This is a genomic window from Paeniglutamicibacter sp. GQ140 (assembly GCF_059759235.1).
The window spans coordinates 56,912-82,265 of sequence record NZ_JCAXDW010000003.1 but is presented as its reverse complement, the minus strand read 5'-3'; the positions used below and the strand labels follow the sequence as shown (position 1 = coordinate 82,265).

General features: G+C 67.5%; 21 protein-coding genes. 7 read left to right on the top strand and 14 right to left on the bottom strand.

Features of this window, described 5'->3' with window-relative positions:
• Positions 1 to 17 precede the first annotated feature (17 nt).
• From AC6CHY_RS05220 to AC6CHY_RS05210, 3 genes are read right to left on the bottom strand one after another with little or no spacing between them, the layout of a single operon-like run.
• Complete coding sequence (locus AC6CHY_RS05220; RefSeq protein ID WP_498225843.1) at positions 18 to 1,430, bottom strand: alanine racemase; 1,413 nt, start codon at positions 1,428 to 1,430, stop codon at positions 18 to 20.
• Positions 1,427 to 3,049 (bottom strand): FAD/NAD(P)-binding protein, encoded by a 1,623-nt coding sequence (locus AC6CHY_RS05215; RefSeq protein WP_498225841.1) that lies wholly within the window; start codon positions 3,047 to 3,049, stop codon positions 1,427 to 1,429. The genes AC6CHY_RS05220 and AC6CHY_RS05215 overlap by 4 nt, the downstream gene beginning before the upstream one ends.
• A complete protein-coding gene (locus AC6CHY_RS05210; protein ID WP_217389711.1) occupies positions 3,046 to 4,038 on the bottom strand; it encodes a pyridoxal-phosphate dependent enzyme in 993 nt (330 codons plus the stop codon). Before AC6CHY_RS05210 ends, AC6CHY_RS05215 begins: the two co-directional genes overlap by 4 nt.
• Before the next feature lie 269 nt (positions 4,039 to 4,307).
• Here AC6CHY_RS05210 and AC6CHY_RS05205 point away from each other — a divergent pair, with 269 nt between their 5' ends.
• Positions 4,308 to 4,835 carry a peroxiredoxin gene (locus tag AC6CHY_RS05205; protein ID WP_498225839.1) on the top strand — a complete coding sequence of 176 codons (528 nt, stop codon included), beginning with the start codon at positions 4,308 to 4,310 and terminating at the stop codon, positions 4,833 to 4,835.
• Positions 4,836 to 5,704: 869 nt separating this feature from the next.
• Here AC6CHY_RS05205 and AC6CHY_RS05200 read toward each other — a convergent pair.
• Positions 5,705 to 6,550 (bottom strand): hypothetical protein, encoded by an 846-nt coding sequence (locus AC6CHY_RS05200; protein ID WP_498225837.1) that lies wholly within the window; start codon positions 6,548 to 6,550, stop codon positions 5,705 to 5,707.
• Between AC6CHY_RS05200 and AC6CHY_RS05195 the strand changes: the two genes are divergently transcribed.
• The 3 genes from AC6CHY_RS05195 to AC6CHY_RS05185 all read left to right on the top strand — a co-directional run bounded on the left by AC6CHY_RS05195 (position 6,528) and on the right by AC6CHY_RS05185 (position 12,521).
• The gene (locus tag AC6CHY_RS05195; RefSeq protein WP_254456204.1) at positions 6,528 to 8,315 is read left to right on the top strand and encodes a biotin carboxylase; all 1,788 of its coding nucleotides are present in this window, start codon (positions 6,528 to 6,530) and stop codon (positions 8,313 to 8,315) included. The two genes, AC6CHY_RS05200 and AC6CHY_RS05195, sit on opposite strands and share 23 nt — an antisense overlap.
• 125 nt (positions 8,316 to 8,440) lie before the next feature.
• On the top strand, positions 8,441 to 9,721 hold the full coding sequence (locus tag AC6CHY_RS05190; protein WP_498225835.1) for a serine hydrolase domain-containing protein: 1,281 nt from the start codon (positions 8,441 to 8,443) through the stop codon (positions 9,719 to 9,721).
• Between the two features lie 49 nt (positions 9,722 to 9,770).
• Positions 9,771 to 12,521, top strand: a complete 2,751-nt coding sequence (locus tag AC6CHY_RS05185) for an aminotransferase class I/II-fold pyridoxal phosphate-dependent enzyme (protein WP_498225833.1) — start codon at positions 9,771 to 9,773, stop codon at positions 12,519 to 12,521.
• A 56-nt stretch (positions 12,522 to 12,577) separates the two neighbouring features.
• Here AC6CHY_RS05185 and AC6CHY_RS05180 read toward each other — a convergent pair whose 3' ends face one another.
• From AC6CHY_RS05180 to AC6CHY_RS05160, 5 genes are all read right to left on the bottom strand, one after another.
• Positions 12,578 to 13,078 (bottom strand): universal stress protein, encoded by a 501-nt coding sequence (locus tag AC6CHY_RS05180; protein ID WP_498225832.1) that lies wholly within the window; start codon positions 13,076 to 13,078, stop codon positions 12,578 to 12,580.
• Between the two features lie 59 nt (positions 13,079 to 13,137).
• Positions 13,138 to 14,319 carry a TerC family protein gene (locus tag AC6CHY_RS05175; RefSeq protein WP_217389716.1) on the bottom strand — a complete coding sequence of 394 codons (1,182 nt, stop codon included), beginning with the start codon at positions 14,317 to 14,319 and terminating at the stop codon, positions 13,138 to 13,140.
• Between the two features lie 261 nt (positions 14,320 to 14,580).
• A complete protein-coding gene (locus tag AC6CHY_RS05170; protein WP_217389717.1) occupies positions 14,581 to 15,114 on the bottom strand; it encodes a ferritin in 534 nt (177 codons plus the stop codon).
• Positions 15,115 to 15,321: 207 nt separating this feature from the next.
• The gene (locus tag AC6CHY_RS05165; protein WP_498225830.1) at positions 15,322 to 16,164 is read right to left on the bottom strand and encodes an alpha/beta fold hydrolase; all 843 of its coding nucleotides are present in this window, start codon (positions 16,162 to 16,164) and stop codon (positions 15,322 to 15,324) included.
• 199 nt (positions 16,165 to 16,363) lie between these two features.
• On the bottom strand, positions 16,364 to 16,588 hold the full coding sequence (locus tag AC6CHY_RS05160) for a helix-turn-helix domain-containing protein (RefSeq protein ID WP_217389719.1): 225 nt from the start codon (positions 16,586 to 16,588) through the stop codon (positions 16,364 to 16,366).
• A gap of 292 nt (positions 16,589 to 16,880) precedes the next feature.
• Here AC6CHY_RS05160 and AC6CHY_RS05155 point away from each other — a divergent pair, with 292 nt between their 5' ends.
• Positions 16,881 to 18,263 (top strand): NAD(P)-binding protein, encoded by a 1,383-nt coding sequence (locus tag AC6CHY_RS05155; protein WP_217389720.1) that lies wholly within the window; start codon positions 16,881 to 16,883, stop codon positions 18,261 to 18,263.
• Positions 18,264 to 18,309: 46 nt separating this feature from the next.
• Here the strand turns inward: AC6CHY_RS05155 and AC6CHY_RS05150 are convergent, their stop codons facing one another.
• On the bottom strand, positions 18,310 to 19,551 hold the full coding sequence (locus tag AC6CHY_RS05150) for a serine hydrolase domain-containing protein (protein WP_498225829.1): 1,242 nt from the start codon (positions 19,549 to 19,551) through the stop codon (positions 18,310 to 18,312).
• 274 nt (positions 19,552 to 19,825) lie between these two features.
• Between AC6CHY_RS05150 and AC6CHY_RS05145 the strand changes: the two genes are divergently transcribed.
• The gene (locus AC6CHY_RS05145; RefSeq protein WP_217389722.1) at positions 19,826 to 20,086 is read left to right on the top strand and encodes a GlsB/YeaQ/YmgE family stress response membrane protein; all 261 of its coding nucleotides are present in this window, start codon (positions 19,826 to 19,828) and stop codon (positions 20,084 to 20,086) included.
• Positions 20,087 to 20,213: 127 nt separating this feature from the next.
• On the opposite strand, the gene AC6CHY_RS05140 is transcribed toward AC6CHY_RS05145, so the two are convergent.
• The 3 genes from AC6CHY_RS05140 to tdh form a co-directional block, all read right to left on the bottom strand.
• Positions 20,214 to 20,483, bottom strand: a complete 270-nt coding sequence (locus AC6CHY_RS05140; RefSeq protein WP_498225827.1) for a substrate-binding domain-containing protein — start codon at positions 20,481 to 20,483, stop codon at positions 20,214 to 20,216.
• 189 nt (positions 20,484 to 20,672) lie between these two features.
• A complete protein-coding gene (locus AC6CHY_RS05135; protein WP_498225825.1) occupies positions 20,673 to 21,872 on the bottom strand; it encodes a glycine C-acetyltransferase in 1,200 nt (399 codons plus the stop codon).
• A gap of 50 nt (positions 21,873 to 21,922) precedes the next feature.
• Positions 21,923 to 22,969 carry an L-threonine 3-dehydrogenase gene (gene tdh, locus AC6CHY_RS05130; RefSeq protein WP_217389735.1) on the bottom strand — a complete coding sequence of 349 codons (1,047 nt, stop codon included), beginning with the start codon at positions 22,967 to 22,969 and terminating at the stop codon, positions 21,923 to 21,925.
• 130 nt (positions 22,970 to 23,099) lie between these two features.
• Here tdh and AC6CHY_RS05125 point away from each other — a divergent pair, with 130 nt between their 5' ends.
• A complete protein-coding gene (locus AC6CHY_RS05125) occupies positions 23,100 to 24,014 on the top strand; it encodes a LysR family transcriptional regulator (protein WP_498225823.1) in 915 nt (304 codons plus the stop codon).
• Positions 24,015 to 24,092: 78 nt separating this feature from the next.
• Here the strand turns inward: AC6CHY_RS05125 and AC6CHY_RS05120 are convergent, their stop codons facing one another.
• Positions 24,093 to 25,271: a Gfo/Idh/MocA family protein gene (locus tag AC6CHY_RS05120; protein WP_498225821.1), complete on the bottom strand. Its 1,179-nt coding sequence runs from the start codon at positions 25,269 to 25,271 to the stop codon at positions 24,093 to 24,095.
• Between the last annotated feature and the right edge of the window lie 83 nt (positions 25,272 to 25,354).

Genomic DNA, 25,354 nt, shown 5'->3' with positions numbered 1-25,354 from the left:
CGCCGCCGGCCCACCCATCAGGCCTGCAGGACCCGGTACTCGATCTCGTCTTGCACCCAGGCCTCCCCGTCCCGGAACACGTTGAGGGCCAGCGGCAATTGGTGGGAGGCGCTCTCCACGATGTGCATGAGATAGCCGGCGGTGTTGGGAAAAGCGATGACATCGTTCGGGGCTGCACCTTGCGGGAACTCGAACCGCCGGCGCAGGATCAGTTCCTCCTCGATGCAGTAGGCGCCCACCAGGAAACCGCTGAACGGTTCGCGCGCGCGCCGCGGCCGTGCCGCGTGGATGAGGATCGGGTCGAGCAGGAAATCCGCCGAGGTCGATCGGCACTGCGTCCTGTTCATGTGCAGCCCCAGCAACGGCACGCCGTCGCTGCGTTCCTTCCCGAACGCGACAGCTGCAAGCGTCATGCCGCACCCGTCCAGCAGGGAACGCCCGGGCTCGCAGCGCAACTGGAGGTTTCGGCCGGCCAGCAGCTCCGCGATGCTGCTCCCGGTCCCGGCCGGTTCGGCGGCAAGGACCGCATCCAGCCATTGCCCGCGGACCGGGCTCTGGTGGTAGGGATAGACGTCCTTGCTCGGATTCTTCCCGACGGCCCCGAGGGAATCGGATTTCCAGGTGATTTGCCCCGAGCCGGCCGGTTGCCCGGCGAGCGCCTCCCAAAAGCCGGCCCATTGGGCGGCGCTGTCCACATAGGACATCGGGATGCCCCCGCCCATGTCGATGAAGCCGGGCGCATGTCCCAAATCCACCAAGGCGTCGACCAGCTCCACCGACTCCGCCAGCGCAAGTGCCCGATGTTCGGCGCTGTACCCGTTGAGGTGGAAGTGGATCCCGACGATCCGAAGCCGGGAGGGATCCGGCGGCCCGGCCAGGAATTCGAGCCATTCCGCTGCCCGCAGGCCGAAGCGTGTTGGCGGCACCAGGGCGTTGTCGGTGGCCAGGCGCAGGGCGACGCGGGCACGCACTCCGCAGGACTCGGCAACTTCCCGCAGGTCTTCGGCCTCGTCCCGGTTGTCCAGGCTCACCACCACGCCGTTTTCCAGGGCCAGCCTGAGCAGCGCCGGCGACTTGACGGCGGCCGTGACAATGATCAGTTCCGGGTCCACGCCGCGGCGCAGGCACTGGTCGAGTTCGTGGAAGCTGGCCACGTCGATCCCGCACCCCGCGTCCACCGCGGCGTCGATGGCGCCGATGGTCTTGTTGGCCTTGCGCGCCAGGTACACCTGGAAATCCACCGAGTGCCGGGCCGCGGCCGAACGCAGTTCCTCGACGTTGCGGCCCAGGGAGGAGAAATCGTGGAGATTGACCGGGGATCCGAACGTGTCGATCAATTCCCGGCACTGTGCCGCGTCAGCGACCACCCGCTCCATCCAGGGTTCAAGGCGCGCGGTCAGCGGTGCGGTGCCGTGCATCAGGGGTTTCATGATCGTTCTCCAAGGTGTTGGGGCAGTCGTTGTCGCACGATGCGCCGGGCCCAGCTGCGGGGTTCGGGATGCAGCGTGCGGTTCAGGGTGTCATGGCCCAGCGTGGGGCCCTCGGTGGGACGGCCGAGCGCGGCCAGGGATTCGTTCCGGTTGCCGTTTGCGTCGATGCAGGTTCCGTCGGCATCGGTCAGCAGCCCGCGTTCCCCCTCGCGCACCAGCACCTCGCCGGCGGCGAGCAGGCCGGCGATGACAGGGGACATGGCCCGGCCGCCCGGCGCCGCGGAGTCCAGCACGCCGGCGGGCGGGGTGACGGCGTCAAGCAGCACCGTGTCCCGCGGCGGCCGCGGCGGGAACGGGCCCTGATCCAGCAGGCCGCAGTCGAAGAGCGCCAGCAGCTTCAGCGCCGTCCCCTCGGGAGGACCGAAGGCCATGCGCTCCAACTGCCCGGACACGCGGTGGAACAGCCTGGCTTGCGCGGGCAGCCAGCGCACCCGCGAAACTGCCCGCACCACCTCGGGATACAGGCCCGACCACACCCGGGCCCACAGCCATTGGGCGGTGGGCGGCGCCTGCAGGTGGTTCGCTCTGATGCTGCGCCGGATGTTTTCCGCGGCGGATTCGGTGCCCTGCCCCTCTCCCGTGCGCCCGGTCAGGGCCGTGCGCCACAGATCCAGAGGCGTGACCGGCGAGCCGCACCGTTCCGCGCAGTCGAGGGCGCAGGACAGCAGGATCCTGAACAGGCCGGTGTATGCGGCGCCGGTGCCCGCCGGGAGGCAGGCGATTTCGCGTCCCCAGTCAAGGACCCGTTGTCGGTGCCCGTCGATGCACCTGCGGATGTCTTCCGGCACCTCATCGGGCTTGGGAACCATGGGCAGGGTGCTCCGGGAGGCCAGGGTGATCCCGGACGGTTCCCGGCCACCGGGGACGTAGCGCAGCCAGGGCGTCCAGGATTCGGGGCCCGCGGACTCGGTCCACCGTCCGCCGCGGCCCTCGGTCAGCAGCAGGACGGCATCGTAGGCGGTCAGGGCTGCGCCCCGGATGAGGACCCGGCTGCCTACCGGGATGCCTTCCTCGCCCAGTGCCGGGTACTCCCCGATCAGCGGGCCGCCGTTGCGGGCCGAGGCGAGCGGTTGCCCCGGCGCATCCAAGGCCATCCCATGTCCGGTCGCGAGCACCACCTCGTCGTACAACCCCGACCCGGCATCGCTAAAGACCTCCCATTGCGCCCCGGCACGCTCCACGCCCGTGACCAGGGCCGGGACGTGGGTCAGGCCGAAGGCCGCCGTCCCGGCGAGGTGCCGGAACTGCTCGGCCAGGTACCTGCCGACCACGACCCGGGGCGGGTAGCGCTCCCCGCGGTACCGCGGCTCGACCCGTGCCACCCATTGCGCGAAGGTCTCCGGTCCCGCCGAAGGCCCCGCGTCGAGGATGCCCGCGGACACATTGAGCCGCAACGCCGTGGGCTGGCCCTCCTGCCAGACCCTCCCGGCACCGGGCGGACAGGGGTCGAAAACATCGATGGCCAGCCCTTCGGCCGCCGCGTCGGGACACCTGTCCCGGAGCTCGAGCAGGGCAAACAGGCACTTGGGCCCTCCCCCGATGAACGCCACGCGCGTCATCGGGGGCTGGCGCCCAGCACCTCGGCAACGGTGTCCGGCTCCGGTTCGGAGCCAAGGTTGCTGCGGACCCAGTCGTCGTCATAGACCGTGTGCAGGTAGGGGACCCCCGAATCGTGGACCAGGAATCCGATGCGCGTGCCTTCCTCGATTCCCGGCAGGTCCCGCCCCATCGCCGCCACGATGGCGCCCGTCGAGGCCCCCGCCAGGATCCCCTCGCGCCTGGCCAACATGCGGCAGCCCCTGACCATGTCGATTTCGTCGATCCGGCACACGACGTCGGGGTCGGCCTGCAGGGCCAGTTCCGGGACGATGCCCGCACCCAACCCGGGGAAGCGCCGAACGCCCTCTTCCCCGCCGAACAACACCGATCCAACCGCATCCACCGCGACCAGCTTGGTCTCCGGGTGGTGTAGGCGCAGGTACCGTTGGCAGCCCAGGAGGGTGCCTGTGGTGCTGGTTGCCACGAACAGCATGTCCAGCCGCCCGTCCACCGCATCCATGAACTCGGGCATCGTCGTGGTGAAATGCGCATCCGGGTTGTCCGGCGATCCGTATTGGTTGGTGGTCACGGCCCCGGGATTCTCGCCCAGCAGCTCTTGGACCCTTTGGCGCCGGGCGGCCAGCTTGTTTCCATCGACGGGGGTCCGCACCAGCTCGATCCTCGCCCCGTACGCGCGCATGAGCTCAAGCGCCGAGCGGTTGGCGTTCTCGTCGACAACCGCCACGAACCCGATCCCGCGGACCCCGGATTGCCTGGCCAGCGCGATGCCGAGGTTCCCGGAGGTCGATTCCACGATCAGGCCCCCGGGCTCGAGCCTGCCGGAGGCCATGAGCGACCCAATGAGGCTGCTGGCGGTGCGTTCCTTGGTGCTTCCCGAGAGCTGGAGGAGGTCCAGCTTCGCGAAGACCTCGATCTCCGGCCTGCCGAAGAGCCGTTCCAGCTTCACCGTCGGGGTGCTGAAGGGGTCGAGCGTTCCAACGTGGGTCATGTTCGTTCCTCGCATCTGGTTGGACAGCGGCATCCGGCCCGGCGGCCCTGGAACGGTGGTGACCGGGCCGGAGCCATGAATGGCCCGCGCTTCGCCTCGGCGTGGGGAACGCCGACGTCACACGGGTTATCGGGTGGACAAACCCGCGGCAGCGGGTTGCAACTGTGGCCAGTCTAGGAGCGGGTGTTGGTTCTGACCAGACCAAAACCGAAAAACTCCTTTCCCCGGAGGCTTGCCGAAACACCTGTCCGACATGGGAAACTCAGGGCATGCACATGCGCGCGGAACCCACCGGAGACCACCTGGTCGGGCGACGCTTCCCCGAGGTCTCGCTCCCGGCGACCACGGGCATGACGATGTCGCCGGAGGACTTCGCCTCGGGGTCGTTCGTGTTGTTCATCTACCCGCGCACGGGGCGGCCGGACCGCATCGAGCCGCCCGAATGGTCGATGGTGCCCGGAGCCAAGGGTTGCACGTCCGAATCGTGCGAGTTCCGCGATCTTGCCGCGGACTTTGCAGCCATCGGCTTCGGCATCTACGGACTTTCCAGCCAGGACACCGACTACCAGCGCGAGGCCGCGGGGCGCCTGCACCTGCCCTACCCGCTGCTCTCGGATCCCGGGTTCGTCCTCGCGGCCGAGTTGGGATTGCCGACCTTCGACTTTGACGGCGGGAAGCTCCATGTACGCAGCACGCTGGTCGTTTCGGACGGCGAGATCATCCTTGCCTATGTTGGCATCACCGACGCGGCCGCACATCCCCTGCTTCTCCTCGCCCGGCTCCAGGAAGAAGGCTAGGGGACCCAAGGCCGCGGAAACCGACTCGATCGAAGCGGTACGGCCCGTGGTGCGGGTTCCCGAAGCGCCCCAGCGACGACGACCCCGGATGGATGCGGGGAACCCGACGAAACCATCTGCAACGGCCTGCTTCCTGGTGCGCGCGATCCACCTTCAGGGTCTCCGTCGAGCGGCGATGATCTCCTGACGCCCCGGCTAATATAGCCACCTGCCTGAATAATCGTTCCGAAACGCAACCATTCCCGGCGAGTTCCTGCCGACACCACGCCCCCGGGGACCTTCCAAAAAATATGTCACAGGTAACATTCGGAAATCTTTCAGCCCCCACTAAAAATTCATCTTCAATCCCGCCCGCGCTACCCGGGGCCCTGGAAACGAGGGGGCACGGCGCCGCAAGAACGCCTAAAAATAAACTCTTCGGTAACCCACATCACAGCATGTGGACCCCTGATCCGGAAATCCCAATCGCATAGGCCCCACTCCCATTCCCTTCGCCTTCCCATGGGCTCCGGCCGGACGCCTAACCCCCATCTCAGGAGCGCTTTCCCATATCACTGTCGACGTGCCGCACGGCACGCACACCTGCCGTTTATGCGGCGTTCACTTGTCGCCTCTACGTTTGCTTGACCAGCAGATGGAAATGAAGAATCCCGTTTGGTCGAGCAGCGGCATGCGCCGCGATCCGACCGTGGGGAGGGCGGCGACCACTTTCGATGCAGGCTTCCAAGGCACTTCGTGGTGACACGAAATCCAGGGGGCCTGCAGCCGGTACCGCCCGTCCCCGCAGGATTCGGCTATCTCCCCGATGAAAGGAGTTGGACAATGACCGCACACGCGAACAAGACCGGTAAGAAGATCGGCCAGCCGAGTCAGTTCAACAAGGTGGTGGAAAAACCGACGTCAGACAAAAGCTCGGTTGATAAAAACGCCGCCGCGGCAAAAATCGCAGCCGGCTCCAAGCAGGCAGCCACTGCTGTCCGGGGCACCCGGGCAGTTGCCGCGAAGTCCGCCACGGCGGAGCCAACCGCATCAAAGTCTGCATCTGCCACAGCCGCCACCATTCCGTCCGCACCGGCAGCTGCCGCGAAGCCGGTGAAGTCCGCGACTGCCACGGCAAAGGCCGCACCCGCAAAGACCGCGGGCCGCACCGCCCCGACCACCCAGGCGACCGCCGCAAAGCCAACCAAGACCGCGACCGAAAAGCCAGCCGCCGCGTCGTCCCGAACCACCCCCGCGGCCAAGACAGCAAGCGCCGCGAAGGCCACCGTGAGCAAATCCGCGACGGCAACAACCACCCCGGGCACCGCCGCCACGACGGCTGCGAAGACACCCGAGGCCACGACTTCCCGAACCACCGCGACCACAGCGACCTCGACTCCTGCCACCAGCGCGACCAAGCCTGCAACAGCCGCAAAGCCGGCCACGGCCACCCAGACCCCCGGCGAAAAGACGACCGACGCCGCGACCAAGACCGGCGGCACGGCAACGACCGCGACCGCGACAGCAAAGGCCGCCGCGGTGGACCCAAAGACCACCCCCGCTGCAGCCAAGTCCGCGGTCGCGGAAAAGACCACGGCCACCAAGCCCGTGGCCACGTCAACCGCTTCGGCACCGGCTCCGGCCGTGAAGACTGCCGACGCCGCGCCCAAGACCGCCGAAGCCCAGAAGCCCGTCCGGGCCAGGGACAAGCCCTTGGCAACTTCCGTCCCGTCCACCAAGGCATCCGACCCGCTGCCGGCCGCCACGCTCGCCGGCAACGCCGCTGCGAAGCCCGCCACCACGGCAGGGTCCGCCGGCGCAACCGCCACCGCGACCGTCCCGGCAACGAAAACGACCCCGGCAGCCAAGGACGCGGCCACGGACAAGCCGGCATCCAGCGCCGCCGCACCGGCAGTTGCCCCGGCGGCCGACCCGATGCCGCGCGCCACCCCGTCCGGTCCCGAGGCACCCGAGGCAACAGTCGGCACCGACGCGGCCTTCGCCTCCACGATGCCCCAGGAAACCGTCCTGCACACCGTGCGGAACATCTCCGAGGTCCGCCACTTCTTCCGCACCAACGACGTGCCGGTCTTCTTCATCGGCGCCACCCCGTTCAACCTGCTGGGCCTGGACCGCTGGGTCCGGAACTTCACCTACATCAGCTACTACGACGCCTGGGACGGCGCCCACCCGCGGGTCTTCACCCCGGTGCACAAGCCCTACCGCGAGTTCGGCTCCGGCGAGGAAATCAACAACTGGCTGCTGCTCAACGCCGAGGTCCGCGCCCGGATGACCAAGGACCTGCGCCCCGGCGTGCGTCCGAAGGTCGCCATGGTCTTCTTCGACGAGGAAACCGAGCAGATCTGCGACGAGCTGGGCTACGACCTGATCCTGCCTTCGGCCGAGCTGCGCTCGCGCCTGGATTCCAAGATCGTCACCACGCAGCTGGGCAACGAGGCCGGGGTGCCTTCGGTGCCCAACGTCCTGACCAAGGGTTCGGACTGGTCCGCCCTGCGCGCGGCGGCCGACAAGGCCGGGCTCGGGGACGAACTGGTGGTCCAGACTCCCTACGGCGACTCGGGCAAGACGACGTTCTTCATCAACAACGAAGCCGACTGGGACAAGCACAGCGACGAAATCATCGGCGAGGACATCAAGGTGATGCGCCGCATCAACAACCTGCCGGTGGCCGTCGAGGCAGTGCTCACGCGCTCCGGCACCCTGGTGGGACCGTTCCTCACCGAGCTGGCCGGCCACGGCGACCTGACCCCGTACCAGGGTGGCTGGTGCGGCAATGAAATGCACCCTGACGTGCTCACCGACACGCAGCGCGCACGGGCCACCGACCTGGTCAAGCGCATGGGCGACCGCCTGTCCACGGAGGGCTACCGCGGCTTCTTCGAGGTCGACGTGCTCGTAGACACCGACACCGACGAGGTCTACCTCGGCGAGCTGAACCCGCGCATCTCGGGGGCATCGGCCATCACCAACGTGACGGCCGGCGCCTACGCCGACGTGCCGCTGTTCCTCTTCCACCTGCTCGAGTACATGGACGTGGAATTCGACCTGGACATCGACGAGATCAACGCGCGCTGGGAGGCACTCTCGGGCGCCGACGTGTGGAGCCAGATGATCATCAAGGAAACTTCCGAGACCGTCGAGCTACTCACCGCCACCCCGGCCACCGGCCAGTACGTCCTGGACGCCAACGGCGCCCTGGTCTTCAGCCGCCCGGCCATGGACTGGCACATGCTGCAGAACGAGTCGGAGGCGTTCTTCCTGCGCATCTACGGACCGGGCGACTACCGCTGGAAGGGCGCGGACCTCGGCATTCTGGTCACCAAGGGCCGCCTACAGCTGGAGCGCAGCGGGTCGACCAAGCTGACCATCCGGGCCAAGCACTTCATCGACTCCATCAGGGCCGGATTTGCCGGCCTGCCGGTGGGCGTGGAGGCAACCCTCGACGCCACCGCCGGGATCGGCGTGAAAACCCAGTGGTAGTCCCGCTCTAAACCGGTGCTGCAATCCATGCAGCACCCGAAGGCTGCACCGTTGCAGCAACATCAACGCCGCCCCTGGGCGGCATCGAATTGCTGCGATGGTGCAGCCATGGAAGGAAACAGTCGTTGGACGGCACGAACCTTGATTACCACCCATCCGGGGTGGACATGCAGAATTGGCAACTGCCGCAAAACCTTCGCTGGTCCTTCCAGCACATGGCCGAGTTCCTGCCCACCGCAGTGATATCGCGGGGGCGGGGACCGGCGGCCAAGCTGCCCGCCGACCACCGCGACCTGGACTCGATCGCGCTGCCCCCGGCGGGCCCCGAGGAAGCGCCGATGACCGTTGGCTCGGTCATGGGCTCGACCGACACCGACGGCTGGATGCTGCTGCACCGCGGGTCGGTGCTCACCGAGCAGTACTTCGGCGAGATGGCAGCGGACACCGAGCACCTGCTGATGTCGGTGAGCAAGTCGTTGGTCGGCGCCGTCGCCGGGTCGCTGTGCGACGCCGGCCTGCTGGACCCCGAGGCGCAGCTGACCGAATACGTGCCCACGCTTGCCGACTCCGGCTACGCAGGGGCCACGGTGCGCCAGCTGCTGGACATGCGCTCGGGCATCGCGTTCTCCGAGGACTACCTCGACCCGCGCGCCGAGGTGCGGATGCTGGAGGAGGCCATCGGCTGGGCTCCCCCGGCCTTCGCCGGCCCCACCGGCATGTACCCGTATTTGACCACGCTGCGGCAGAAGACCGAGCACGGCGGGCCCTTCGAATACCGTTCCTGCGAGACCGACATGCTGGGCTGGATCTGCGAGGCGGTCTCCGGTTCGACCATGCCCACGCTGATGTCCCACCTGTTGTGGGGCAAGATCGGTGCCGAGTTCGACGCCGTGATCGGGGTCGACCAGTACGGCACCGGCATGTTCGACGGCGGGATCAACGCCACGCTGCGCGACATGGCCCGCTTCGGTTCGCTCTTCCTGAACGACGGGCTCTCCCTGGGCGGTGCGCGCGTGCTCTCGCGCGAATGGATCGAACAGACACTGTCCGGCGCACCCGATTCCCGCGAGGCCTTTGCCAACAGCCCGGGAGACAACCGCATGCCCGGCGGGATGTACCGGAACCAGATGTGGTTCCCCTACGAGGGCAACGACGTGCTGCTGTGCCTTGGCATCCACGGGCAGATGGTCTACATCAACCGCCCCGCCCAGGTGGTGGGGGTCAAGCTCTCCAGCTGGCCGCTCCCGCAGGACGCCTCCAAGCTCTTCCCCACGCTGCGCGCCTTCGACGCGATTGCCGCCCAACTGGGCACCGCTCCCCCGGCCCCGCGCCAGGAGTTCCTGCCGCTGTTCACCCTGCCCCCGCGGACCAAATCGCATCCCGTGGTCGGAAACGCGAAGTCTTGAGCTTGATTTGTGACGCCCGTGACGGGCACACCCTAGGATTGGAACAGAAGTGAAAGCGCCATCGTCGATCATCGACAACGAACAATATGCAACACCTTCCAGCGTATGGCGGCTGCGCACCGACGCCTGGGAGTACCTTGGCTACGCGACCAAGCAACTGCCCTCCCTCTCCAATTCCGGCCCGGATTCCCATGCCGTGGAGAAGGGCCTGCTGGCCGAGGTCAAGCGACAGCTGCGCGTGCTTGAGGCCGTGGAAACCTACTGGGCGGTGCCGGGCAAGGCGCACGTGCTTGAGCTGCGGGCACGGATCGAGGAGGGCGACTACGCCACGGCGCTGACCCTGATCGAGATCGTGACCCGCGGGTTCACGCGTTTCAGGCACGAGCTCGACGAAACCCCGGAGGATCCGGCTCCCGACGCCCAGCCGGTTGACCAGCCGGTGCCGGCCGTCGCCGACCGCCGTCCGCGCTTCGAGGTGCTGGTCGTGGACGACGTCTCCGAGACGGTGCGCGAGGAACTCATTGCAGAGATGGCCGTCCAGCGCCGGGACTCGGACGCCTTCACGTACCAGATCAACGTGGTGCCCTCCCTCGAGGACGCCCTCATCGCGGTGCTGCTGAACCCCACCATCCAGGCCTGCATCCTGCGCCCGGGATTCGGCGTCTCGGCCCGGCACCGGCCGGGCGACGACCTGCGCAGGTTCCTTGACGGCTTCGTCGATCCCGGGGTGTCCGCCATCCCGCCCAAGCAACGCATCCTGAAACTGGCCGACATGCTCAAGAAGCTGCGCCCGGAACTGGACCTGTACCTGGTTGCCGACGTGTCCATCGAGGACCTCGCCGGTTCCGCGAACCGCCGCTTCGCCAGGCTCTTCCGCCGCGAGGAGTCGATGGAGCTGCACCTGTCGCTGCTGCGCGGGGTCGCCGAGCGCTACGAAACCCCGTTCTTCGACGCCGTGCAGGAGCACAGCCGCAAGCCCGCCGCGGTCTTCCACGCGCTGCCCGTTTCCCGCGGCGGTTCGGTGGTCAACTCCCGGTGGATCAAGGACATGGGCGAGTTCTACGGCCGGAACCTGCTCCATGCCGAAACCTCCGCCACCTCCGGCGGACTTGACTCGCTGCTTGACCCGCGCAGCACCATCCGCGACGCCCAGGTCCTCGCCGCCCGCGCGTTCGGTGCCCGGCGCTCCTACTTCGTCACCAACGGCACCTCCACCGCCAACAAGATCGTGCACCAGTCGATCCTGGCCCCGGGAGACGTGGTCATCGCCGACCGCAACTGCCACAAGTCCCACCACTACGCGCTGATGCTCGCCGGGGCGCAGGTCGCCTACGTGGACGCCTACCCGCTGAACGAATACGCGTTCTACGGGGCGGTGCCGTTGAAGACGCTGAAATCGATCCTGCTTGACTACCGCCGCGCCGGGCGCCTGCACGAGGTCAAGATGCTCACGCTGACCAACTGCACCTTCGACGGCATCGTCTACGACGTCGAACGCGTGATGGAGGAGTGCCTGGCCATCAAGCCGGACCTGGTTTTCCTCTGGGACGAGGCATGGTTCGCCTTTGCCGGGTTCCACCCCATCTACCGCAGGCGCACCGCCATGGCCGCGGCGGCAACGCTTGAGGACAACTTCAGGGACCCCGCGTACGTTGCGCGGGCCAAGGCCCAGCGGGCACTGCTCTTCGACCCCGAGACCGGGGAGCCGGCGGAGGACTCCGTCTGGCTGGAAAACCGGTTGCTGCCGGACCCGGAGACGGCCCGGCTGCGCGTGTACGCCACGCAGTCAACGCACAAGACGCTGACCGCGCTGCGCCAGGGCTCCATGATCCACGTCTTCGACCAGGACTTCAGCCACCTCAACGAGGTGACGTTCAAGGCCGCCTACATGACCCACACCTCGACCTCGCCGAACTACCAGATCCTCGCCTCGCTGGACATCGGCCGGCGCCAGGCGGAGCTGGAGGGCTACGAGCTGGTGCAACGGCAGGCCTACCTGGCCCAGTCGGTCGCGCAGATGGTGGCGCGCCACCCCCTGCTCAAGAAGTACTTCCGGGTGCTGACCACCGTCGACCTCATCCCGGAGGAATTCCGCGAGACCCGGCGTCCGATGCCCCTGCGCGACGGGATCGCGGCCATGGACGAGGCCTGGCGCACCGACGAATTCGTGATGGACCCGAGCCGGCTGACCCTTCACATCGGCAACACCGGGGTGGACGGGGACACGTTCAAGCACAAGTACCTGATGGACATGTACGGGGTCCAGGTCAACAAGACCAGCCGGAACACCGTGCTGTTCATGACGAACATCGGCACCTCGCGCAGCGCGGTGGCCTACCTCATCGACGTGCTGGTCAAGCTCGCCGAGCACTTCGAGCGCGAGCGGGCGGACATGAGCCCGCGGGCGTTGGCCGCGCGCGAGAAGAGGGTCGCCGAACTGGTCGCCTCCCCGCCCCCGCTGCCGGACTTCAGCCGCTTTGCCGACAGGTACCGCAGCGCAGACGACACCGTGGACGGGGACATCCGCACGGCGTACTTCACCACGTACCAGAACCAGGCCTGCGACTACCTGATGCCGCCGGAGCTGTTCGCGCGCGTGTGCGCCGGCGAGGAAGTGGTGTCCGCCGGGTTCGTCACCCCCTACCCGCCGGGATTCCCGATCCTGGTGCCCGGCCAGGTCTTCACCAAGGAGATCCTCTCCTTCATGGCGGCGCTGGACACCCGCGAGATCCACGGCTTCGACCCGGAAGTGGGCTTCCGGGTCATCAACGAGGTCCCGGCCCTCGCCGCCGGGGCCTAGGGGCCAATCCGCGTGGGGCATCGGCCGGGCGGCCGTTGCCCCACGCGGAACCCGACTCAGCCGGCCGGCCGCACCACCAGCACCGGGCAGACCGCGTGCCGCACGCACTGCTCGCTCACCGAGCCCAGCAGCATCCCCGCCAGGCCGCCGCGCCCGCGGGTTCCCACCACCAGCATCCGGGCCTCGTGCGAGATCGCGATGAGGCTCTTGGCCGGCGGCGCATGGACGGGTTCGTAGGTGATCGGGACCATGGGGAACTTTTCGGCGACCTCGCGGGCGTCGCGCTCCAGCTCCTCGCGCACCGCGGCCGTGAACTCGCCCATCGCCGGGACGTACCCGAATTCCCACCCCGCAGGCCGCGGTGCCGTCGCAATTGACCACGCCCGCGACACCACGACGGGGGCGGACAGCTCCCGGGCCAGTTCCAGGGCCATGGACAGCGCGTCCTGCGCGCCCTTGGATCCGTCGTGGCCCACGACTATGCTGCCCGCCGGCGCGGGTTCCGGCGCGGCGTTGGCTGCGGGGTTCGGGACGTTGGATATTCCTTCGGTGCTCATGGCCGCTTCTCCTGGGGTCGTCGGTGGTTGGTGGTTGCTGGCCGGGGCAGCGCCCGGCGCTACGTGTATTCGTCGTGCAGCCGGTGCGCCTCGGCCACCTGTTCACGGATCTTGTCGACGTCCTTGGCCTTGTTGCGGTACTTCGGCTCCATGGCCAGGATCTGGGCCTCCTCCTGCCTCAGCAGCCGGTAGACCCGCTCGCGTTCGGCCGGGTCTGCGGTGTAGCCGAGGTCGATGTAGTTCACCGCATGCCTGCGGGCGGAATTGATGGCGGTCTGCGCCTTGCCGGCCTTGCTCAACAGCGAGACAACCACTGTCACCAGCAGCACGCCGATGATGAAGCCCAGGGACAGTCCCGTGGTGATCTCGATGACCGGGACGGGTTCGCCGTCGTTGATGAAGGGCAGGTTGTTCTCGTGCAGCGCGTGGAGCACCAGCTTGACGCCGATGAACGCCAGGATCGCGGCCAGCCCGTAGGAGAGGTAGATGAGGCGGTCCAGCAGGCCATCGAGCAGGAAGTACAGCTGGCGCAGCCCCATCAGCGAAAAGGCGGTGGCGGTGAAGACGATGTACACGTTCTGCGTCAGGCCGAAGATCGCGGGAATGGAGTCAAGCGCGAACAGGATGTCGGTGCCGCCGATCGACACCATGACCAGCAGCATGGGGGTCAGCGCCCGCTTGCCGTGGTGCATGGTGAACAGCTTGTCACCGTCGAAGTGGTCGGTCGTGTGCAGGAACCTCTTGGCCAGGCGCATGATGAAGTTGTCCGACTGGTCCGTCGCATGGTCCCCCGGCTTGAGCAGGTTGCCGGCGGTGAGCAGCAGGATCAGGCCGAAGAGGTAGAACACCCAGGCGAAGGAATTGATCAGCGCCGCACCGAGGAATATGAACCCCGTCCGGGCGACCAGCGAGAACACGATGCCGAACAGGAGCACCTTTTGCTGGTCCTCGCGGGGAACCCGGAAGCTGGCGATGATGATGAGGAAGACGAAGAGATTGTCGACCGACAGGGCCTTCTCCGTGATGTAGCCGGCGAAGTACTCCGACCCCATTGTGGACCCGCCGAAGACCAGGACCAGGATGCCGAACAGCACGGCAATCCCCACATAGACCGACGACCAGATCGAGGCTTCCTTGAGCGTGGGCACATGGGCCTTGCGGATGTGGAAGAAGTAGTCGAAGGCGAGCAGGGCAAGAATGACGACGACGGTGATGCCCCAGATGAGGGGTGAAACGCTCATGAGTCCCTGCTTTCGGACGGAGACGGCAACGGGCCCGGCAAATTGCTCGGCGCTGTCCTTTCCCGTGGCCGAACGCGCCCCGGGCCGGGCCGCGTTCGGCATCCTCGATCATGGGCAACCGAGCAAAGTCCTTGGCACGAAACTAGCACCCCGCTAGGGCGTTTGATAACCCCTGGAGCGTAGGGGGGCCGAACGGATCCTCCTGGCCCGGGCGCCCTGGGCATCCGCGCCCGTGCCGAAGCCACGGGACGTGGAGGCTGCCTACAACGTTCCCCCGGCGGCATCCGGGGATCCTGTTCCCGCGGCCTGTCCGGCGTCGCCAACCGTCTCTCGGGCCAGGAAGGTCTCGAGCTCGAAGAGGTTGCTCGCCCTCTCCGCGACATTCAGCAGCGTGGACATCGAGGCAACCTCCTCGACCTGCTCCTTGAGGAACCAGAGCATGAATTGCTCGCCCAGCGGGTCGTTTTCCGCCCGTGCCGCGGCGAACAGGTTCTTGATGCTTTCGGTGACCTCGAGTTCCTGGGCGAGCGCCAGCTTGAGCGGCTCCTCGGCCGAACCGAAGTCGTTGCGGACCTCGCCGATCCCGGGAATGGCGAACTTGATGCCGCGGTCCAGCATGTACTGGACCATCATCATGGCGTGGTTTCTCTCCTCCAGCGACTGGCGGTAGAAGTGCTTGGCCAGCTGGGGCAGGTCCTGCCCGTCGAACCACGTGGCAATGGCGATGTACTGCTGGGAGGCCGCAAACTCGTTGCCCAGCTGGCGGGTCAGCAGCTCGTTGAAATGGTGGCTCATGATGCTCTCCTTCATCGGTGTGCACGGGTGCGGACCTGGGGCGCCGAGACCGGCCGGGCCGGGATGGCGGAGGACCTGTATCGAGCGTCCCCCGCCCCCATTCCCCGAGTCAAGGCCCCGGGGTGCGCCTGCAGATGAAACGGTCGTGTCCCGCGGGTTCCCCCGGCCCGGGGCCTTCCCGGAGCGCGGCCGGAGCGGGCCGTTGGCCTACTTTCCCACGAAGGCCAGCAGCGCCTCATTGACCTCGGAGGCATGGGTCCACAGCAGCCCGTGCGGCGCCCCGTCGATTTCCACGTAGTCGGCGTCGGGCAGCAGTTGGCGGAACCGGCGCGCCGTGGCGTCGATCGGCAGGATGTTGTCGGCCGTTCCGTGCAGGATGAGCGCAGGCTTGCCGCTGGCACCCACGGCAGCGACGTCGTCGCGGAAGTCCTCGATCCAGGAGGAGACGACGGCGTAGGCGGCGACCGGCGCACTGGCGACGGCGGTGTTCCAGTTCGCGATGACGACCTCCTGGCTGATTCGCGACCCCAAATTGTCATCGAGGTTGTAGAAGTTGGAGAAGAAGTTCGTGAACCAGGCGAACCTGTCGCCGCGCGCCTGGTCGATGATGCCGTCGAAGACGTCCTGCGGCACGCCCTCGGGGTTGTCCTCCCGCTGCACCAGGAAGGGCTCAAGCGAGGCCAGGAAGGCAAGCTTCGCTACGCGCCGGTGTCCGAACCTCGACACGTAGCGGGCCAGTTCTCCGGTGCCCATGGAGAAGCCCACCAGGATCGCATCGTTCAGGTCCAGGGTCTCGAGCACCGTGTTCAGGTCCGCCGCGAAGGTCTCGTAGTCATATCCCGTGCCGACCTTGCTTGATTGGCCGAATCCCCGCCGGTCATAGGTGATGACGCGGTGGCCCGCCTCGAGCAGGACACGGGTCTGGCGCTCCCAGCTATGTCCGTTGAGCGGGTAGCCGTGGATCAGCACCACCGGCTGGCCTTCGCCCTGGTCTTCGTAATACAGGTCGATCGAGGTGCTGTTTTCGGTTCCCACGTTGATGAAGCCCATGGAGGATTGCCTTTCGTTCGGTGGTGCGTGCGATCGCTATCCCGATCTCCCACTCACGCTAGAGAAACGCAGTTCCCATTACAAGCATCGATAGACGCGGGGCATCGAAGCACTCCGCCGGAGCACCTCTTCCGGGCGCCGGTGATGCGATCCCGCCGGTCCCCCCGGCCCGGCGGGATCGCCTGCCCGGCGTCTCCCCTCAATCGCTCGCGGTCCGGTGGCCCGGAGCCGCCGAGTGTTGCTCGGCGATCAGGTATTCCTTCACCGCCTGGGCCGGAACGCGGTAGGAGCGCCCAAATCGCACGGCCGGCAGCTCCCCGGCATGCACCAGCCTGTAAACGGTCATCTTGGAGACCCGCATCGCCAACGCGACCTCGGCCACCGTCAGGTAGTGTGCGTCCTCAAATCCCTTCAAATCCACCATTTCGTCCCCAATCGAAGTGTCTTCATCCCCAGATGAAACAGCTGACAACGTGCACCGCTTCAACCCCTTGTGCAACGTTGTTCCCATGGTAGGCACATGGCCTTGGCAGCGCCATGGAAACGACATTGCAATTGGGGCACGGAGTTCTCCCCGCCAGATGCGGGCCCGCACGTCTTCGGCGGCATCCCCGGCTCCTGCCCGTTCCGGCCGTCCCGTGCATCCGTTTGGCGTCGCACCATCGGCGCACGCCGCCGCTATGGATACTGCTGCGCCGCGGTGCTTCAATTGCTCCATGACGCACCTTGTGCAGGCCGACTACCTCGTGGTCGGGGCCGGCGCCATGGGCATGGCGTTCGCCGATGCACTGATCGACCACGCCGACGTGCGCGTCGCCCTTGTCGACCGGCGCCACGGCGCGGGCGGGCACTGGCTCGACGCCTATCCGTTCGCCCGGCTGCACCAGGCCTCCGCCTTCTATGGGGTGGCCTCGACGTTGCTGGGCGATCGCCGGGTGCAGCAGCACGGTCCTGAGGCCGGGCTCCACGAGCGGGCCGACGTCTCCGAGATCTGCGCCTACTACGCACATGTCCTCGCCGACAGGATGCTGGGCTCCGGGAAGGTCGAGTTCTTCAACAACTGCGAGTACGTCGGGGACCGGCAGGTCGTTTCGCATGTCTCCGGCCGGCGGTTCGAGTTCCCGCCGCGATGCCGGCTCGTCGACGCCCGCTACCTCGCCCCCGATATCCCCTCGGTGACGCCGCCGCACTTCGGAATCGAGTCCGGCGTCCGCGTGGTTCCGGTCAACAGCCTCGCCCACATCATCGACGCGCCGAGCCAGTACGTGATCGTGGGATCGGGCAAGACGGCCACCGACGCCTGCATCTGGCTCCTGGCCCACGGCGTGGATCAGGCAGCGATCTGCTGGGTGCGGCCGCGCGATCCCTGGATGCTCAACCGGGCGGTCGTCCAGCCTGATCCGGCGGTGTTCCTGGGCATGGCCGCGGACACCATGGAGGCCGCCGCGGGCGCCACCTCGCTGGAGGACCTCTTCCTGCGGCTCGAGGACGCGGGCGTGATGATCCGCATCGACGGGTCGGTCTTCCCGACGATGGCCAAGACGCCGACCCTTGCGCACTGGGAGCTGGAGAAGCTGCGCACCATCGAGCACGTGGTGCGGCTGGGACATATCCGGATGGTGGAACGGGGGCGCATCGCCCTCCAGGAGGGGTCGGTCCCGATCGAGCGGGACGCGCTCGTCGTCCACTGTGCGGCCTCCGGCCTGCGCTACCCGCCGACGATCCCGATCTGGGGACCACGGGAGATCACGTTGCAGCCGATCCGGGCCGGGTTCCCGTGCTTCGGGGCGGCCCTGGCCGGCTACGTGGAAGCGACCCGCGACGATGACGCGGAGAAGAACCGGCTCTGCCCGCCGACCCCGTATCCGAACTCGCTGGCGGGCTGGGCGAACATGCAGGTGCTTGGCACCCGCGCGGTGGCATCTTTCGCTTCCGCGCCCGACATCAAGGCCTGGGCCGATACCGTGGCTCTGAACCCGGCCCGCGTCCCGCCCGGGGACGGCAGGTCCCCGGCGCTGCAGGACGCGCTCGGTCGGCTCAAGACCCGGGGCCCCTCGGGAATCGCGAGGTTGGCCGAGCTGGTGGGCGCGTCGATCTGACGGTCAATGCCTTCGGAACCCTGGTGACGGCGCTTTCTCGGTCCGGCTACGAAACCGGCTCGGGTTCCTGAAGCACCGGGGCGGACGCGGTCTCGACCTCCACCACCAGCGCGGCGGAAATCGCGTCGAAGGCGCGCAGGACGGGAAAGAGCCTGGCTGGATCCTGCGGCGTCGGCCAGGTGGACAGCTTGACCGCCACCACCTCGGCGGTGCGGTTGATGTAGACCATCTGCCCGTGGATGCCCAGGCACAGCACCACGTCGTTGCCCTCGTAGGGGAACCACATCTGGTTCCGGTACATCCCGCCGGGCATCATGTTGTGCCCCGGGCTGTCGGCGAAGGCATCGCGGGAATCCGGGGCACCGGCAAGGGTCTGCTCGATCCACTCGCTGGAGAGCACCCGTTCACCGGTCAGGGAAAGACCGTCATTGAGGAACAGCGAGCCGAAGCGGGCCATGTCGCGCAGCGTTGCGTTGATTCCCCCGTCGAAGACCCCGGTGCCGAACTGGTCGACACCCATGGCGGCGTCCGATTCCGCTCCGATCTTGCCCCACACCAGGTCCGACAGCAGCACGTCCATGGTGGCGCCCGAAGCGACCTCGCAGATCCAGCCCAGCATGTCGGTCTCGCAGGAACGGTACTCGAAGACGCCGCCGTGGGCGGTCTTGCGCTCCAGGGTCCGCAGGAACGGGTACATGCCGGTGGGTCCGGGAGCCTTGGAGGCGGCCCAGCCAATGGCCTCCTCCATTTTCCGCACCCCGGCGGCCGGGTCCAGGTAGTTCTCGGAGTAGTCAATGCCGGAGCGCATGTCCAAAAGCTGGCGCACCGTCGCGCCGGCGTATCCGGTTTCGGCCAGTTCCGGCAGGTAGTCGGTCAGCTGCCCCTCCGGGTCGAGCTTTCCTGCGTCGCACAGCGCCCCCGCCACCGCGCCCACCAATGACTTGCTCATCGACATCAACAGGTGCTGGGTCGGCGCGGCCATCTCGCCGAAGTACTGCTCGGTGAGAACCTGCCCGCGGTGCAGGAGCATCCACCCGTCGGTGTCAGTCGTGGCCATCACCGAGCCGACGCTCATGGGCAGCTCCCCGGCGTAGGCCGGGGGCAGCGTGACCGAATCCAGGTCGCGGTGTGCTGCCGGAAGCGGCGCCACCGGGCCACTCCCCCGGGAGATTTTCGCGGTGGGCAGGATGTCGGCCATGTGCTGGAAGGACCAACGCAGGTTCTCCGGGGACCTCCACGTGTTCATGTCCACCGCAGGGGTGGGGAGATCCGGGTTTGTGCCGTCCATGAGAGTCGCCTTCCGTTGCTACACCGTTTGTTGATTGGGACCCTACCATCGGGTATTCACGGAACCGCAGACCATTCATGCCGTGTTTTAAGGTCGGCAGCCCTTCCGGCCGGGGAACAGGCCCCTGTCATTTCCCGCCATTGATGCACTCGTCGGAATTACTCCGTCGTTCCTCCCGCATGGTTGGCCGCGCGGAGTCGAGGCATGCCCTAGGGTCGAAAGTGGTGAAGCCGCCACCGTGCTGCACCCACAACCTAGAGAAAAGGCCGGAAACATGATCGGATTCATCGTCGCAGGACTCGTCATCGGGGCCCTTGCACGGCTCATCAAGCCCGGCAAGCAGAACCTGAGCCTGCTCGTCACCCTGCTGCTGGGACTTGCCGGGTCCGTCATCGGCGGGGTGGTTGCCAACCTGCTGGGCACCGGCAACATCTTTGAGCTCAATGTCATCGGATTCATTGTCGCCGTCGTCGCCGCGGTCCTCCTCATCGGCACGGCAGAAAGCCTGGCTTCTCGCCGCAACTCGGTTCGGTGACCCACCGGGGCCAGGACCTCGAAAGACAGATACACGAGGCACCTGCATTGGCTTGTCAATGCAGGTGCCTCCGTCGTCCGCCCCGGAATCTGCAAGGACCTGAATTTCCGTGCCGATCCGGTTTCGCCTACGCGACGGGGCCCAGCGTTGTTCCGGGCACGAACTCGCCGGCGAACTTTTCGTGGCGGACCTCGGTCCCGGCCCGGGCGCCCATCAGGCCTTCCAGGACCTCGACACCGCGTTCGGCCACCCGCTCCACCGGGATGCGCAGGGTCGTCAACCCGATCAGGTCAAGGCCCGGGATGATGCCGTCGCACCCGGTGACCGAAATGTCTCCGGGGACATCCAACCCGGCCGCCTTGGCCGCACGCAGGAGGTAAATCGTCCAAGCCGTCAATAGCCGAGCTTTCCAAGGCCGGATCCAAACTTGCCTCGGATTCCACGAGCAAGTCCACCAAGTCCAAGGCCGGATCCACGCTCGGCAAAGGCTAGGCAATCAAATGGTGCGCAATTCGATTGCGCTGCTTAACCTAGGATCGCCTGCACTCCCTCAAGAAAGGAGTGCAGGCGATCCTTTGCTTTGCCTCTAGCGGCTGGCGACAAACGCCTGCACGCAGGTCTCGATGTCTTCGGCCGAGTGGGCCGCCGAAAGCTGGACGCGGATGCGCGCGGCACCCTTGGGCACCACCGGGAAGCTGAAGGCGGTGACGAAGACGCCGTGGTCCAGCATCTTGCCGGCGACCTCCGCGGCCTTGACGGCATCGCCGAACATCACCGGGATGATGGCGTGCTCGCCCTCGAGCAGCTCGAAGCCCTCCTCGGTCATGCGGCGGCGGAAGAGCGCGGCGTTGGCGAAGAGCTTCTCGCGCAGCTCGCCCGAGCCCTCGACCAGTTCCAGCGCCTTGAGGGTTGCCGCGACGATGGCAGGGGCCAGCGAGTTGGAGAACAGGTAGGGGCGCGCCTTCTGGCGCAGCATCGCCACGATCTCCCCGCGGCCCGAGACGTAGCCGCCCGAGGCCCCGCCCAGGGCCTTGCCGAAGGTGCCGGTGTAGATGTCCACGCGGTCCGAGACGCCCGCGTGCTCGGGGGTGCCGGCGCCGGTGGCGCCCATGAAGCCCACGGCGTGGGAGTCATCGACCATGACCAGGGCGTCGTACTTGTCGGCCAGGTCGCAGATCTCCGCCAGCGGCGCCAGGTAGCCGTCCATGGAGAAGACGCCGTCGGTGACGATGATGGTGCGGCGGGCGCCCTTGCCGTCGTTCATTGCGGCGGCTGCCTGCAGCTGGGTCTCCAGGTCCGCCATGTCCTGGTTCTTGTAGCGGAAGCGCGCCGCCTTGGACAGGCGGATGCCGTCGATGATCGAGGCGTGGTTCAGCGCGTCGGAGATGATGGCGTCGCCCGCGCCGAAGAGCGACTCGAAGACGCCCCCGTTGGCATCGAAGCAGCTGGAGAACAGGATGGTGTCCTCGGTGCCCAGGAACTGGGAGACCGCTGCCTCCAGTTCCAGGTGCAGGTCCTGGGTGCCGCAGATGAAGCGGACCGAGGCCATGCCGAAGCCGCGGGAATCCATGGCGTCCTTGGCGGCGGTGATGATGCGCTCGTCGTCGGCCAGGCCCAGGTAGTTGTTGGCGCAGAAGTTCACGACCGGCCTGGCCGCGGAGCCGAGCTCGCCGGCGGAGATGCGGGCGGACTGGGCCGAGTCGATGTGGCGTTCGGACTTGAACAGGCCGTCGGTGCGCAGCTGCGCCAGTTCGGCTGCCAGCTCGTCTTTCATGGTGGTGTACATGTGCTTCTCCTGGAAGTCGCGTCGGAAGGTGGAAGAGGCTTGGGGAGAGTTTAGAAGACGGTCCAGTCGAGGACGACCTTGCCGCCGTGGCCGGAGCGGGCGGCCTCGAAGCCCTTTTCCCATTCGGTGGCCGGGAGGTAGTCGGTGACCACCGAGGAGATGCGCTCGCGCAGCACCGGGTTGGAGGTGAGCATCGCGCTCATGGCGTACCAGGTCTCGAACATCTCGCGGCCGTAGATACCCTTGAGCGTGAGCATGTGGGTGACGACCTTGCCCCAGTCGATGTCGATGGAGCTGGAGGGCAGGCCCAGCATGGAGATGTGCCCGCCGTGGTTCATGTTCTCGATCATCTCCGGCAGGGCCGTGGGGTGGCCCGACATTTCCATGCCGAAGTCGAAGCCCTCGACCATCCCGAGCTCGCGCTGGGCGTCCTTGATGCGGGTCTTGGACACGTCGATCGCCAGGTCCACGCCCATGCCGCGGGCCAGTTCCAGGCGCTCGGGCGACACGTCGGTGATGGCGATCTTGCGTGCGCCCGCGTGGCGGGCCACGGCGACGGCCATCAGCCCGATGGGCCCGGCACCGGTGATCAGCACGTCCTCGCCGACCAGCGGGAAGGACAGCGCGGTGTGCACTGCATTGCCGAACGGGTCGAAGATCGCCCCGAGCTCCGGGGTGATCGAGGGGTCGCGGTGCACCCAGACGTTGGCCTCGGGGATAACGACGAATTCGGCGAAGGCGCCGTCGCGCTGCACGCCCACCGAGACGGTGTTGATGCACATCTGGCGGCGTCCGGCGCGGCAGTTGCGGCACATGCCGCAGACCACGTGGCCCTCGCCGGAGACCCGGTCCCCGACCTTCACGGTGTGGACGTCGGACCCGACCTCCACGACCTCGCCGTAGAATTCGTGTCCCGGGATCATCGGCGCCTTGATCATGGCCTTGGCGGCGTCGTCGTAGGCCTGGATGTGCAGGTCGGTGCCGCAGATGCCGGCCGTCATGACGCGGATCTTCACGTCATGGAACCCGGTGGCGGGTTCGGGGCGGTCCACGAGCTCGAATCCGGCGTGGGGTCCGGACTTGTACAGTGCCTTCATCGGTGTTTCCTCACTTGCGCCGGTCCGAGCGCGTTCATGGACGAGTCGACTCCAGTCTGGCATCTCGCACCCGCGGTGGATACCTTAGAAGATACGCAGGTTTCTCAATCAACGATTTAGGATTGACTACATGGAAGTCCACCAGCTGCAGATCCTGCGCGAACTCGGCGACCTCGGCTCGGTCAAGGCCGTGGCCAGCGCCCTCTATGTCACCCCCTCGGCGGTCTCGCAGCAGCTGGCCCTGCTGCAGCGCAACATCCACGTGCCGCTGACCCGCAAGGAGGGACGGAACCTGGTGCTCACCGAGGCCGGGGAGGTGCTGGCTGCCGCCGGGGCCTCGGTGATTTCCTCGCTGGCCGCCGCCCGTGCGGCGATCGGCGAGTTCCAGGAAAGCCCCGCCGCTCCGGTGACCGTGGCCGGGTTCCACTCCGTGGGGCAGGCACTCTTCGGCCCGCTGCTGGCCAAGCTCGATGCCCCCGGGGCCCCGGTGCCGCAGTTCTTCGACGAGGACGTCGCCCAGCAGGACTTCCCGGCGCTGACAGCCCGCTACGACCTGGTGCTGGCCCACCGCATGGACTACTCCCCGCCCTGGCCGGCGGACAAGGTGGTGGTTTCTGCCCTTGCGCACGAACCGCTGGACATCGCGCTGCCCTCCCACCACCGGCTCGCCTCCCGGGCGGCACTGCGCCCGGCGGACCTGGCCGGCGAGCGCTGGGTGGTCAGCCGCGAGGGCTACTCCCCCGCAGACGTGCTCAAGGCCATCAGCGCGGTGTCCGGGGATGCGCCGCGGGTCATCCACCGCATCAACGACTACGCCACCGTGGCCGCGCTGGTTGCCTCCGGGGACGTGCTGGGCGTGATCCCGCGCTACACCGCCGGATCGGCGCTGGGCACCTCCGTGGTCCTCCGGCCGCTGGAGGGCATCGCCAACCGGCGGCGCATCGATTTGCTGGCGCGGCCAGAATCCATGCACCGGCGCAGCGTGCAGCTGGTGGCGGCCGCCATGGGCGAGGCCATGGCGGGGCTCAGCGGCGAACACGGGTAGCCGGCCTCATCGGCCAAGGGAAGGCGCATCTCGGCGGAATCCCCCGGCCGAGGTGTGCCTTTCCTGCCGCCGGCCGGGCTAGGCGTTCACGCGTTCCTGGTTGGCGGCGAAGTAGGCCAGCACTTCCCCGCTGAGCGCCGGGACCTGCCTGGCCGATCCGTCGGTGCGCAGCGACTCGGTGGCCAGCACGCCGGCGGCAACTGCGGCCCGGGCGGCAACCGGCGAGGTCTCGGTCGGCCCGCCCTGCGCGGCAAAGCGCAGGAACTCGGCGATCAGGCGCGGATCCGCGCCGCCGTGCCCGCCGTCCGCCGCCTCGATCTCCACCTCGAGGTCCGCCGCCACGTAGCCGTCCTGGCTGCGGGTGTTCCACACCTTGATGGTGTCGCCCGCGTCGTCGCCGAAGTTCTCCAGGCGCCCGGCGGTGCCGATGACGGTGTAGTTCCGCCAGTAGTCGGGGGTGAAGTGGCACTGCTGGTAGGAGGCCAGCACGCCGTTGTCCAGCCGCATCTGCATCATGGAAATGTCTTCCACGTCGATGACCGGGTTCAGGTCCCGCTGGGCCGCCGGCGGCCAGTTCTCCAGCGAGAACCAGTCCCCCATGCGCCGGTCGGTGTTGTCCCGGCGCGAGGCGACGTCGCCATAGACGGCCAGGTCGCCGACCGCGGAGACCGACTCGGTGTAGCCGCCGGCCAGCCAGTGAATCACGTCGATGTCGTGGGCGCCCTTTTGCAGCAGCAGGCTCGTGGTGTTCCTGCGCTCGGCGTGCCAGTCCTTGAAGTAGTAGTCCCCGCCGTTGCCCACGAAGTGGCGGCACCACACGGCCTTGACCGTGCCGATGGCACCGGATTCGATGATCCCGCGCATCTGGCGGATCACCGGCATGTGGCGCATGTTGTGCCCGACGTAGAGCCGGGTGCCGGTGCGGAAGGCAGTTTCCAGCAGGCCGTCGACGGCCTCCAGGGTGACATCCAGCGGCTTTTCGCAGAACGTCGGGATGCCCGCCTCCAGGGTGCGCCGGGCGACGAGCGCGTGCTGGTTGTCGGGGGTCAGCACCAGCACCGCGTCCAGGCCCGCTCCCAGCAAATCGTCCAGGTCCGCGGTGATGATGGCCCCGGGCAGCTTGGCCGCGGCGTCGGCGCGGCCGCGCTCGGAGGTGTCGCATACCATGGCCACCATCGAGCCCTGGCCGGGGCGGTGGGCGTGCTTGTACAGGCCGGAGCGCAGGCCGAAGCCGACGACACCTACTTTGAGATCCACGAAATTACTCCTTAGTGACTAAAACATTCGGGCGCCCGCGGCGGCACGTCCTGGTGGACACGCGGCCGGGGGCGGATGGGGGT